This is a genomic window from Cryobacterium sp. RTC2.1 (assembly GCF_035018685.1).
Classification (GTDB): Bacteria; Actinomycetota; Actinomycetes; order Actinomycetales; family Microbacteriaceae; genus Cryobacterium; species Cryobacterium glucosi.
In genome coordinates this window covers 1-13,199 of record NZ_JASJXJ010000112.1, presented here as the reverse complement: position 1 = coordinate 13,199, position 13,199 = coordinate 1, and the positions used below count along the sequence as shown (strand labels likewise).

At 56.3% G+C, this 13,199-nt stretch carries 8 protein-coding genes and 1 pseudogene; 5 read left to right on the top strand and 4 right to left on the bottom strand.

All coding sequences use genetic code 11. The features are described 5' to 3' along the window. The 3 genes and pseudogenes from QN357_RS13510 to QN357_RS13500 form a co-directional block, all read left to right on the top strand. Positions 1 to 406: pseudogene (locus QN357_RS13510) on the top strand (hypothetical protein); the annotation flags it as partial. Between the two features lie 4 nt (positions 407 to 410). Beyond that, positions 411 to 1,577, top strand: a complete 1,167-nt coding sequence (locus QN357_RS13505) for a restriction endonuclease subunit S (RefSeq protein WP_323505012.1) — start codon at positions 411 to 413, stop codon at positions 1,575 to 1,577. A gap of 445 nt (positions 1,578 to 2,022) precedes the next feature. Continuing rightward, positions 2,023 to 5,211: a type I restriction endonuclease subunit R gene (locus QN357_RS13500; RefSeq protein WP_323505010.1), complete on the top strand. Its 3,189-nt coding sequence runs from the start codon at positions 2,023 to 2,025 to the stop codon at positions 5,209 to 5,211. 28 nt (positions 5,212 to 5,239) lie between these two features. On the opposite strand, the gene QN357_RS13495 is transcribed toward QN357_RS13500, so the two are convergent. Then, entirely contained in the window at positions 5,240 to 5,803 is a 564-nt protein-coding gene (locus QN357_RS13495) for a hypothetical protein (protein ID WP_323505009.1), read from the bottom strand. Between the two features lie 11 nt (positions 5,804 to 5,814). Then, positions 5,815 to 6,198 carry a hypothetical protein gene (locus tag QN357_RS13490; protein WP_323505008.1) on the bottom strand — a complete coding sequence of 128 codons (384 nt, stop codon included), beginning with the start codon at positions 6,196 to 6,198 and terminating at the stop codon, positions 5,815 to 5,817. A 237-nt stretch (positions 6,199 to 6,435) separates the two neighbouring features. On the opposite strand from QN357_RS13490, the gene QN357_RS13485 reads away from it, so the two are divergent. Further along, positions 6,436 to 10,059 (top strand): hypothetical protein, encoded by a 3,624-nt coding sequence (locus QN357_RS13485; protein ID WP_323505007.1) that lies wholly within the window; start codon positions 6,436 to 6,438, stop codon positions 10,057 to 10,059. 236 nt (positions 10,060 to 10,295) lie between these two features. On the opposite strand, the gene QN357_RS13480 is transcribed toward QN357_RS13485, so the two are convergent. Beyond that, positions 10,296 to 11,174 carry a hypothetical protein gene (locus QN357_RS13480; protein WP_323505005.1) on the bottom strand — a complete coding sequence of 293 codons (879 nt, stop codon included), beginning with the start codon at positions 11,172 to 11,174 and terminating at the stop codon, positions 10,296 to 10,298. A 221-nt stretch (positions 11,175 to 11,395) separates the two neighbouring features. Here QN357_RS13480 and QN357_RS13475 point away from each other — a divergent pair, with 221 nt between their 5' ends. After that, on the top strand, positions 11,396 to 12,538 hold the full coding sequence (locus QN357_RS13475) for a hypothetical protein (protein WP_323505003.1): 1,143 nt from the start codon (positions 11,396 to 11,398) through the stop codon (positions 12,536 to 12,538). Positions 12,539 to 12,976: 438 nt separating this feature from the next. On the opposite strand, the gene QN357_RS13470 is transcribed toward QN357_RS13475, so the two are convergent. Continuing rightward, a partial coding sequence (locus tag QN357_RS13470) for a hypothetical protein (RefSeq protein ID WP_323505002.1) occupies positions 12,977 to 13,199 on the bottom strand: 223 nt, incomplete at its 5' end.

The window sequence follows — 13,199 nt, the reverse complement described above, 5'->3', positions numbered from 1 at the left end:
CCATCCCACGGTGGCTCTTTACGTTGACGAAGCAACGCTCAAGAGTGGGAAACCACACCACTCACCGGGACGTAACCGTCTGTACCGTGGCGAGCCAGTGGAAGTGACTGACGGGTCTTCGACTGTGCCGACCGAAAACACGTTGATGAGTGAGTATTTCCCGGAATCTACGTATCGCGACGTCCCAGGGCTCTGCGCGCTCGCCACTATCGAAGAAATCGAAGCGCAAGGGTGGAGTCTTAATCCGGGCCGCTACGTCGGTAGTTCGAAAATTGATGAAGATAGCGTGGACCTTCAAGTGAGGCTTGAGGAACTGGCAGAAGAGTTTGCTGACCTGTCCGCCGATGTTGCGTCCATGACTAGTGAAGTTCAGCTCAACCTTGCTGCACTGCTCGGCAATGGTTAGGGAGATGATCCGCTTGGGCGACGTGATGACGCTCAAGCGTGGTTATGACCTTGCACACCGCGAAAGAAATCCCGGCGAAGTCCCTGTTATCTCCTCCTCAGGAATGACGGGATACCACGACGTTGCCAGGGTGAATGCACCAGGAGTTGTAACCGGACGGTATGGGACGCTTGGGAAAGTGCACTTTTCCGACATTCCCTTTTGGCCGCTAAATACCTCCCTCTACGTTGTGGATTTCAAGGGCAATGATCCTCGATACTGCGCGGCCCTCTTGGAAGCTTCGTCGCTTGCAAATAGATCCGGGGCGGCTGCTGTACCGGGATTGAATCGGAACGACTTGCACGAGATTTTGGTCCCAGTAACTTCGCTCGTTACCCAGCGACAGATCGCAGCCCTGTTGGGGGCGTATAACGATCTCATCAAGAGCAATGGCCGCCGAATCGAGATTCTAGAAGAAGCTATTCACCTCGAATTCAGGGCACGCTTCGACGAGGGCGAGGGCGAGGACGAGGGCGACGTCCTGGCAGACCTGACTAGACGAGTTTCCCTGACAGACCTCGTGCGCCTAAATCCACGCAACACGATGCCGGCCGGCTCTGTGCGGTACCTGCCAATGGATTCTCTGTCCACAAGTGACATGAGTCTCGGACCGTTCGAAATCCGAGATCAGCCGACAGGGGTAAGGTTCCAAAACGGAGATACTCTGATGGCTCGGATTACGCCGAGTCTCCAGAACGGAAAGACAGGGTATGTCTCCGGACTGGAGAAAGATGAGGTGGCGTGCGGGTCCACCGAATTCTTGGTCATGCGCGGTATTTCCGTGTCGCCCGAGTACACATACTGTCTTGCACGAACTCAACATGTGCGTTCGGTCGCTATCGCCAGTATGAGTGGAGCGACCGGACGACAGCGGGTATCCACTGCGTGTTTCGATGAGCTGAAGGTGCTCGCTCCGCTGCCAGAAGCCGATGCGCGATTCTCTCAAGCCGTTCGTCCGAGCTTCAATATGATCTTCTCCCTCGCCGCCATGAATGTGAATCTCACGGTTCAACGTCAACTGATTCTGCCAAAGCTCATTTCTGGTGATTTCGACCTCAGCAACCTGGACATTGATATGGCCAGAATTTCTGAGCAGGAAACTCTTTGGTGCAAGGTCGAAGCCATCTCATAGGACATCGGCTTTGTGGCCTGGCTGGTCCGCTCAACACGACAGACGACATATCGGCCAGCCGCTGGTCCGATAGCTGACAGCCGAATGCAGGCTGAATACGTCTGTGGAGGCTTTTGACGGGGCTACCAACGTCGCTGAAGAATGCCTTAGGTATCCTTCGTCGCCAGCGGTACGGTCCCTCCGCAGGCGGGGAGAGGCGTTGAAGCCGTAGCCGGCAGTGCCACTGATCCTGCTGGCCTCGAGGTAGGTTCGTTGAGGTGCAATTTGGGATCTTTTGTCCTGACGAGACCTGAAACTTGTCAGTAGTCGCTAGTGTCTGGAGTGTGCTGGATGAGGTTCGAATGCAAATACTGGGCGACGTGACCAGGTTCAATGTGTCGCAAATAGAGCATGACCTGCCACGAGCCCGTTCCTCTCTTCGCCGTCGAGAGAACGCACTCAGGCAATGAACACTCAGAACTATGGCGAGGATGCGCTAGTCGAGCGGCCCGCAATCGAGCTGCTGGGGCGTCTTGGTTGGGAGACCCTCAATGCCTATTCCGAAGTGCTCGGCGAGGGCGGCACGCTTGGCCGGGACAATCAGAGTGAGGTAGTTCTTTCCTCGCGCCTACGGACGGCCCTTAAGCGGCTCAACCCCCATTTGGATTCGGAAGTTCAAGCTGCTGCAATCCAACTGGCCATCGACGCCATAGTTCGCGACCGCTCCACAATGGACCGCACGCGGGCTAACCGCGAAGTCTGGAAGCTCCTTCGCGAAGGGGTGACTGCCATTGTGCGCCGCGCCAGCGGCGCGAGTGATGCCGTTACGGTGAGGCTTATCGATTGGAATGAACCGCGCAACAACGATTTTCTCCTCGTATCCCAGTTGTGGATCGTCGGCGATCTTTACAGGCGCCGGACGGACTTGGTTGGTTTTGTCAACGGAATACCGCTTCTCTTCGTGGAGCTCAAGGCAAGCCACCGGAGCCTGAAGCTGGCATATATGGACAACCTCCGCGACTACCGCGATACCATTCCGCGTCTCTTTGACTACAACCAGCTGGTCGTGCTGTCCAACGGGCGCGACAGCAAAATGGGCACAGTCTCTTCGCAATGGGAACATTTTTCTGAGTGGCGCTACGTCGAAAGCGAGAACGAGAAGGCCGCAACAGTATCCCTGGAACGTATGCTCCGAGGTGTCGCTACTCCTGAACGGCTGCTGGATCTGAGCGAGAACTTCATCGTGTTTCAGGAAAAGGAGCACGGCCTCATCAAGTTGGCGGCTAAGAACCACCAGTATTTGGGTGTCAACGCCACCATCGAGCGTCTTGATGGCATGACCGCGACAGATGCCGGCCGCCTGGGAGTGTTCTGGCACACGCAGGGCAGCGGCAAGACCGTCTCCATGATGTTTCTGAGCCAAAAGATCTTGCGCAAGAAGCCTGGCAATTGGTCGTTTGTCATTGTTACCGACCGCGATGACCTCGACAAACAGGCGTACAGGGAGTTCCAACAGGCGGGTATCGTGCATGAACCCCTTGTCCGTGCCAGGAGTGCCGACCATCTCAAGAGCCTGCTCAGCGAGGACCATCGATACGTCTTCACGCTCATACAGAAATTCCGTACTGAGCGGGGTGGCGCCTATCCCGAACTCTCAGCGCGCAACGATGTCATTGTGATGGTCGATGAAGCACATCGAAGCCAATACGACACGCTTGCGCTCAACATGCGCAATGCGCTGCCTAATGCTCGTTTCGTTGGGTTCACCGGTACGCCGCTTATGGCGGGGGAAGAGCTGACCCGTGAGGTATTCGGAAACTATGTCAGCGTGTATGACTATCACGAGTCAATTCGGGATGGCGCGACTGTCCCGCTCTACTATGAAAATCGGACGCCAGAACTTCAATTAGACAACGAGAGTTTCGGCGAGGACTTCCAGAGCCTCGTCGATGATGCTGCGCTGGACGAAGATCAGGAAAGAGCGCTTCGTCAGCACTTCGGCCGTGAATATCACCTCATCACGCGTGATGAACGGCTTGATCTTGTGGCCGACGATGTCGTCGAGCATTTTCTTGGCCGGGGCTTCTTCGGCAAGGCCATGGTCGTGAGTATCGACAAGGCCGCTGCGGTGCGTATGTATGACAAAGTCAAGAAACGGTTCGAGGAGCGGATAGCAGCAGTGACGGCCCAGCTTCGATATCCGGAGTCTCTTCCTCCGGCAGACCGCGAAGCCTTGGAATCACAGCTGCGGCTGCTGACGAGCACAGACATGGCTGTTGTTGTTTCGCAGTCACAGAATGAAATGGCAGACATGCGAGCGTTGGGCCTCGATATCCTGTCACATCGAAAAAGGATGCTGAACGAAGACTTGCAGTCGAAATTCAAAGATCCAGCCGACTCGTTTCGGCTTGCCTTTGTGTGCGCCATGTGGTCAACGGGTTTTGACGTGCCATCGTGCTCAACGATCTATCTTGACAAGCCACTGAAGAACCACACCCTTCTGCAAACGATCACGAGGGCTAACCGTGTCTACCCGGGCAAGGAGAACGGTCTGATCGTTGACTACGTCGGTGTCTTCGCACGGCTGCGTGAGGCGCTTGCGCTTTACACTCCAAGTCGGGACAGCGGTGACGGGATCGACCCGATTCAAGAAAAGGGTGAACTCGTTGAGCTGCTTGCAGAAGCGGAGGCCGCCGCGCTCGCTTTCTGCAAGAACATCGGTGTCGACCTAAACGCGCTCATTGTCGCAAACGGCTTCGACGTGGTTAGCGAGGCCGACAGGTGCATCGAGCACATCCTCATGAACGATATGGTCCGGATCGAGTTCTTGACGCACGAGCGGGTTGTGAATCAAATGTTTAAGGCGGTGCTACCTGACACGCGTGCAACAGAATTCGGCGAAGTCCGTGCGGCTTTGCACTACCTTGCCAAAGAACTTACGAAAAATGATCCAAAACCCGATATCAGCGAGGTCGTACAGAAGGTCGACGACCTGCTGGATCGCTCCGTGGCCGCGAACGCATACGTTATTCGTGCGCCTGACACTCAGAGATCGACGTCCATCAACCTCTCTGAAATTGATTTCGAAGTGCTGGTTGAGAAATTCGCCAGAAGCAACACGAAACGCACTGAAATTGACAAGTTGCGATCACTCGTCTTGAAGCGCATCGCCTTGCTTGCAGTCCTAAACCCCACTCGCCGTGATTGGCTCGAACGCTTTCAAGAGATGATCGACAAATACAACGCGGGCTCACTGAACATCCAAGAAGTCTTCGACGAGTTGGTTAAACTCTCGCGCTCAGTCCGCGAAGAAGAGCAGCGGGCTGTGCGTGAGGGCCTGACCGAGGAGGAGCTCGCGATTTATGACCTCTTGCTCAAGCCAGCACCCGACTTGACAGCTCGAGAGTTGCAGGATCTGAAACTAGCCTCGTCGGGCTTACTCACAGCGATGAAGCGAGAACGATTGGTTGTTGACTGGCGGAAGCGGCAGCAATCTCGGGCAGCGGTTCGAGTGGAAGTCGAGTCACAGCTCGACCGCATCCTTCCCCGGTCCTTCTCAGTCGACCTCTATAAGAAGAAATGCGACGCCGTATACCAGCACATCTTTGAGAGCTATTTCGACGACGGCTCCAGCGTCTACGCCACAGCGGCGTAGTGCCACGGAGCCTCCACGGCTATCTGAACTAGCGCTGCTCCACGTAATTGCGGATCTGCACAATTTCTTGCATGGTTATTCCCCGCTCAGGTTTGGTACCGATAAGAAGATTGTCACCTCCAAAGGCAATCTCCATGCTGCGTCGTTGTGCCGTCCAGGGCCGATTGTCGGGGTCTCCGAGCAGGTCGTCCACGATGACAAACCGTTGATCCCCAATGAATCGACTGACCGCCTCCGTTTTGATCCAGATGCCATGCTGGACAAGGTCGCCATGCCGTGTTCCAACCGTGGCAACCGGCCACGGCCCGCCATGTAACCCAAGTGCCGGGACTAGGAAGTTTGCAGCATCGTCCCAAGTAGTGCACCAGACCGGCCGCACTAGACCCTCGTCGATCAAGCCGTTCAATGCAGTTACGGCGGAGGGGCTTACCCACGCGTGCGAAGGGTAGGGATCCGGAGTATTGAGCTTTACTCTCTCTAGATTCGGCCACACGGCACCGAGGTACACAGGCAGCGCGCAAAGCCCGCCGTCGACATCCATGAACAACGGTATGGGCTCTCTGCTCTTGCCGGGGCCCATGAGTTCTTCCATTCGCTGGGCCCTCACCAATCGACGGTCGCTTCACTACGTGCCTTTTTGAGGAGGTCATCGGGCTCATGTAGATGGTCCACCGGTCGGTCTCCGCCAAAGTAGCCGGAGGGGGAGCACAGCCAGATGACAAAGTCGTCGTGGGCCCAATTTAACTTGTTCGCGAGCTGGACAAGGTCTTGGATTACAGGTTGAATGACTCCGGACTCAAAGTCGAATTGGAATCCTGGATATACCTGCTCACCTTCTCGTTCAAAGGCAAGAAGTTTCCCTTGGATCCTCATCCGAGACACCTCGGCGTCGTCCGCCTCGGGTACTCGAAGCACCTTCGCGACATCGCTAGCTCTCAGCAGGCCCCAAGCTTCCTCGATTTCTGGCCACAAGCTTTCGACCTGCATTGCTGGCTACTCCTTCGGTCTGGGCGGTCGGTTGCCACTGACATGAATTTGAGCAGGTTTATGCCGGCCAGGCAAGCATCCATGCGGTATATCCATGATGACGATATGGGCCACAGAGGCGGTGTACAGAACTTGCTGGTCAGGGGACGGGCTAACCAAGTAGTGCGAAGCCGCAATGTCAGCGGTTGTCCGTAGCCTCGGACATGTGAACCACAGAACTGATGGTGTGATGCGATCTTGAACAATGCGTGGAATGACATTGATGGACCGGCTCTTCTGGCCGTCGCGGGAGGCCTGCAGCTTCGACTAGACAACGTTCACGCGCTGGTACGGCTCCAGCGAATGGCGGCTTTCGCCGCGCGACTGCCAGCTCGGCCAGAAGCGCGCCCTCTTTCTTCGTCCGCAGTTCGGAGGATTTTGGACCTTGAGGAGATCGGCGGGGCAGCTATTCATTCGCAGGAAGATCCATTCGAGGGCATTTACGTCATCGAGGTCCCCTTCTTCGGCGGTACGCGTCTAGTCATGCAAGGACAGGCGACGAGCTGTGGGCAGGTCGCCAGCGTTTTGCTCAAGGCTATTTTTCGGTCTCCGCCAGGCACGCTGCCGGAAGGCTTTCTCGTCCGGGCACGAGCCATCGCAAAGCTTCTGCTCGACCTCAGCGACTTCATCTGCCGAGCAGCAGCCTTGACCCGCGGCGCAGTTCCCGGGACGGAGCTGAAGCAAATTAGCGTTCCGTCTGCAGCTACCCTAAGGGACTTGTCCGCGTGCGTTCAGTTCACGAGCGATGAGGTGTTCGCCGGAATACCCTCACACGAAGCGGAGTACCTCAAAGGTCTCCTTGTTCAAGAACAAGGAGACCTTTCGCCGTGGCCTGACGGGGAGCTCCTTGATGACCAGATCGTCCTCAAGCCCCTGATCCGTACCGGCGACAAAATAACGGTGGCTTCGCCGAGTGAGCTTATGGCCTGTCTGCGTCACCACGTAATACTCGAGGCACACGCATGGCATTGCGAAGTCGCCCTGGCAGATGCTCTATGTGACCTCACCGTTGCCAACGTGACGAACCTTCTTGATGGCATCGCCGATAGCCCTCTTGCGCTGGTTGACGCTGACACCGATCTTGTAAGACTCGTTGCCGCCTTCGATACTGACAAGACAATCGATGTGATCGTTCTTACCGACGATTTGTGCGGGTACGACCCAGCATCCACTTACGGGAGGTTCGATGCGGGGGAGCAAGTAAACCGGGTGAATGAGGCATTTGACGATGGTCGCTCAGATCCTGAAAAGACATTGCGCCTGATTGTTTACCAAGGAATCGGCCGTGATCTCGTCTTCGGTATCCCCCATTCTGATCGGCCCGCTCCGACCCTCTTCTTGTCTATCGAGGACTTGGAGACAATTCTCCAGACCCCGGGAACAGAAAAGCTCTCGCTCTGGTACTTTGCCCGAGCGTCTGAGAAATTGCATCAACGCTCCGCAGTCGTGAGTTTTTCAACCGTGGACCTCTACTCGACTTATCGGGAGCACAAGGACAGTTTTTACACTAGTGATGGTCCGAATCCAACGGCCTTCTTCGTTCAAGTTGGACACGGCCAAAGCTTGCGGGTGAAGAACTTTGCACGTATTGACCGACGTCACGTTGTGCATCCCCGCTCCCAGACGCTCGTTGAGGCATTCGCAATGCATGGCCGCATGTCGTCCCCCGTCTACCAAACAATTCAGGCAGGGGGCCTCTCTTTCTTCGTCGATCTAGAATTCGAACCTGCATGGGTGCATGTCAAACGACCCGGAGACTCTGCTGAACGAGGGTTCGCCTACGAGGTTGGCGAGGCCGTTGGGTTTTGGATCTGGCAGATGCAAGAACTTGCCCCGAGCGTCATCAAGGATTTTGTGGCGCTGCACGCCAGCCTCGAAATCCTAGTCGAGGATGTCCGCTCAGCTGAAGAATCAGAGGGCGAAGTCAAACGTGATTGGCTCACTGGGAAATTAGACGCGAATGGAAGTCTCGCTCTGTTCATTCATAGCTGGCCAAGTCCCAATCCAGAGGGTCCTGCAAACGCCATTGATCGAAGCATCGTCGAGGTCTTGGTCAGGATCATGGCGCAGACAGGAGGTCAAGATGCTTCCGCAATAGGCGAAAATCGGAGACTCGTCGACCTGGTGGCGCCGCCAGGACACAAGCAGATGATCCATTTATTCGGTGCCGACACTGACCCTTTCAAGTGGCCCGGCCACCTTGAACCTGCTCGTTGGACGCAAGATTCGGTGGCATCGGAGATACTTGACGACCTCGGTGCCTATCTCTCAAAATGCGGTGTTGATCAGGGAGAAATTACGCCCCAATCGAGAATATCAATGCTCAACGGAACCGTCACTCACTGGCTCATCGATCAGTTGACGGAATCGATGATGGCTTTGCGTGGCGCGGGTCTCCTGCAGTCGCTCGTCGCGCGGCATGAGGCCCTCGTCTCAGAAACAGCTAGGGAAGTAGATCATCTGGGCGCCCGCCTAGCGTGCTTTGGCGCCGCGGACGATCAGGTCAATAAGATCGCGGTCCACCAGCGCAAATCGTCCGGATCGCTAATGGCAAGCAGGTTTCTCATTGAATATGCGACCTCGATCCCGCCAAACGGTAGCCAGCCGTTGACCTTAGAAGCATTTGATCGACTCTTGGGGCTCGCATCCGAGATCATCAATAAAGGGATGCTGTCCGACGCGATAAAGCACCACTTGTCCGATGCTCAACTCAGTATCTTGCCGTCGGGTCGCTTAGGCACCGCTCGTGACGAGGACGGCTACCATGGTGCACTGGCATCGTTTGGCGAGGACCGAGCTCAGGATACTTTTGCCTCGGCTCTGGAGGACGACAATCCATCGGACTCAGAATTTGTTTCCTACGGGATTCCGATTGAGGAAGCTGACCGGCTGGCGAAATCAGAGTTTGGTTTCTCATACACGGAGTTCGCGGCGGCTTGTGGACAGATTTTGAGTATGGCAAACGAGGAGGGCCAAGACGACGTACTGGAATTCGAGGAAAAGCAAATCGCTCTCCAACTCCATCACGAATTAGGTTGGTCCTTCGCCAAGGTATCCAAGATGATGGCTCTTGTACTCATGGCCCCGCGGGCTTCAACCGCTGCGGAGTTCTGGTCAGGTGGTCCCGCCGTATTCCCTTGGCGATTCAATCGTGACGCGTCTTATCTCCGACGCCCATTGTTGGGCCTTGCGACTGACGAGGGAACGACGATTGTCTGCGGGCGGAGGAACCTCTGGCAGGCTCCTGGCTATTGGCTAGAACAGTTCCGCACAGGACGGCTCCAAGGAACGACACCAGAAATGAAGTCAGCATTGAATCACCAGCGCAATCGCAAGGGTGAATTGTTCGAAGGGCAGGTGGCGGAACGTCTCACGGAGCTCGGATACACCAAGGTTCGGAGGCGTTTGCGCAGGGTTGGACGTCATGACTTTCGTGACATCAATGGTCGAAATCTGGGTGACATCGACGTCGTCGCTGTGCATGAAGAGCGACGAGAGCTGGTACTTGCGGAGGCAAAGGACCTCGAAGTAGCTCGCACTCCCGCGGAACTTGCCAACGAAGTGGAAAAGCTCGTTGAAACGAAGTCCTCAGCAGTCGTGCGGTTGTCTGAGCGAGCTAATTGGATTCAAGAACACCTGCAACTGACGCTAATCACCCTTGGGATACCGGACCCCGGGAGCCGTTGGAACATCATCCCTGTCGTTGTGGTCAACGAGAAATTGGTCTCGGAGAAGTTGTTGCACGCTCAACTTCCGATTGTTTCTTTGGGCGAGCTCGAGTCTGAACTGGCTTCAGCGACTGCCCGCGAAGTGCGGCGGTAGCGCGGTCGGACAGCAAAATCCGTAGGTCGTGCTAAGGCTTCGAGCGTCGGCGGGTGCCCATCGCGCCGATGCTTATTGCCCGTCGATGTTTCATGAGACGCCGAGTTCATGCAACAGCTCTAGCGCAACACCGAGACTGAACGGCCGGTGGCTACTGACGCGGGACTGGACAGAATTGTGGTCCAGCTCTGGACCGCTAAGGACGCGTAAGCGCACCTCATGAACGGGTTTAGAGCCTATGCAGGATCGTCATCGAAGATCGGCAGTCCGGTGCGGTAGTCAGTGTGCGGTTCGCCCCGGTCAGCGCGCTTGATGTTCTCTGACATGTGTGCGATCCGCAGTTCCCAATCGCGACCGTCGGTAACGCCGCCCGACAGCAGAAGATTTCGCGTCTGGATGAGTTCGTCGCACTCCTTCAGGATCTTGGCGTTGGCTGCAGCAACGGTGGGGAAAATCCATCCGATGTGCTCGACCATCGCCTCGGAGTATGGAGCAATGAGCGGCGACAGTTGAATGCTCTCGCCATTGGCTACGATGAAGTCTTTCGCGTCACGGGACCACGACTTGTTGTCTTCAAGGAGCGACGCAGAGTCAAGCGCCACTCGCCCCGTCGATACCTCGCCGAAAGTACCGCTAAAGGTCCAGGGGGCAGCGACGTTGTGGAGCACGTAGTTCCTGAGCTTCGCGAGGAATGGGCCACCCGGGTGACCCTTCATGATCACTGAGGCACGTCGGGCGTACTCGTCCTGGATCGCCGGGCTCTGCGCTTGCACGACAGCCCGGCTCTGGTCGATGACAGCACCGAGTCCCGCGGTGTAGGCAATCGCTGCCTGATCAAGTGACCGGATGATGCGATGCTGCTTCGTGCGGTCCCCGACGTTCCTTATCAGCTCCGAGATGAAATCGTCGTCCTTCTCACACTTGTCCAGCAGCACGTTGAAGGAAGCGGAGAAGTCGGCCCAGGCCTCGAAGACGCGCTTGAGCTGATCCAGGCGATTATCCAGACGCTTCCCCGGATGCCGCTTGATACTCTTCTCGACCTGGTCGATTTCGTCGGCCGCCGGATTCGTCCAGTTCAGCGACTCTGGGTCAGACACTTCGTCGTCCTTGCGCACTAGGTAAGCATCTCAGCTCCGCGCCCATCTCTGGATCATGGCGTGCGGTCGGACGAGGACTGCAGGACGGGATCGACGTGTTTCAAAATGGCTCGCCTAGCTGCTGTATAACGACACCAAAGTGTCGTTCGATAACTCGACTCAAAGGAGTTGTCGAAGCTCGTTAGGTCGTCGAGGGTTCGTGACGGCCAGAACACCTCTGAGACTAGTACTGTGACCAAATGGCTGACCAACCAGAACCAAAGGCTTCGACCGAGTCGCGCGCGGTCCTCCTCAGGAAGGCGCTTGCCGCACGACCTTGGACCGGCCCCAGGAGAATCCACAATGACTTGGCCTCAAATCTTTGGGAAGGTGCAACCACTGCGGGACAAGCCGCTATCGAGTTGTACATCTCGCAGAAACCGAGCGAACGAATGTGGGCTGCTATCGCCGTGGGGACTGCCCTCGAGCTGGCCCTCAAACGGGTGATTGTTGACATCAGCGCCGCACTGATCGGGGCTGACCGAGTGGTGGATTCCAAGCTTGCCTTGGCCGGTCATCCAATGCCGAACACTTCCCTTTCTTCTACGCGCACCATAACTGGCAATGAAGCCGCGGACCTCGTGAGGAATGCGTACAAAGGTGTTGCTCCGATGCAACGCTGCCTGGCAGTATTTTCTGTGAGAAACGGCGCGGCGCACCTTGGCTACATCGAGCAAAATGCGCTCGAGGCCGCAGTCGCCGACCTTGTGGTGATCATCGATGCCTTGCTGCCTATCATCGGGAAGACGTCTGATGCCTTTTGGGGAGCCGAGAATACCCCTTTAATTGACCACATTCTTGTTGAAACCAAGGATGCACTTCTAGTCCGGATTGAAGCGTTATTCGCCGCAGCACGCCGCGAACTAGACCTGAAGAGTCGATTGGGCGATGAAGTCTTTCTTCGAGTTGCGCAGGCATTGTCGATGAAGTCTGAAACCGAAAACAATGGTCAGGATGTCGGTCAGGATGTCATTGCCCATAGCTGCCCTGTATGCGGCTACGACGGTCAGCTTTCGCGGTACATTGACGAACCTGATATGGAATTCTTGCGTTCTCCAAGGCGAGAGCCGGGAGACGGCCACAGAACGGCTTCGCCGGACGAATTTGATTGTTACGTTTGCAACCTCCATCTCAACTATGCAGAGATGGAAATCATTGACGGGTTCGAACCTGAGGAGCTTGCGCCCTCGGAGCACTTCCTCGAAGCTCTCGAGGCGTGGGACGAAGAACGAGATGAAGATGTGCGACAGCAGGAGGCGGGAGCTGCACTCCGCGAATCGCATATGCGAGAGATTGATGATGAAGTGGACTACATCGTCGAACGATTTGGGCTGGATCTATAAGGACCTAGGCCGCCAACCTTGGCGCGTGGGCAGGCACTGAGTTCGTGCGCTTGCTGTCGCCCCGTGACGCAGCAGGGCATGGCGTTGACGGCGGTTCGTCTTCATCGTTGAGATGAAAGTTGCGGCACCGGCACCGGCACCGGCGCCGTCTGGCAGGAAAGGTCAATGACTCCATGAAAGTGGCAGTCGATCAGGAACTCACCGGAACATCCGACCATCCACGACAGAGTCTCTAGGAGCTGCGCGGATGGTCAGCCAGTAGAGTTTTGGGCTCTTCCGCCGGAACCCACGGCTCCCGAAGCTGAATCAACGCCCGAGAACCGAAGTCGATGGCCTATCGCGCTCCAGTCTCTGTGGCGATCCCATAGAGCCGTGGCTGATCCAAACCAGAGCATCGAGATCTGTGTCACGAACTCACTGTCATCGACAGTCCCACCACTAGTCAATGAGCTCCTCAAACCACATCGTGCGCATGTCGGTGCCATCAAGGAGCAGCACGTTGCCGCTAGATTGCTCAGCCGCAAAGGAGAAAAGCGTTGCGGGGACTTCGAATAATGCGCGATCATGACCTCTGAGCGGTCGCCTGACGGCGCTCACTGAAATTCCCCAGTTCTGCTCACTGAAATTCCCCACTCCGGGTCGCTTCCGCTCATAGAAGCGG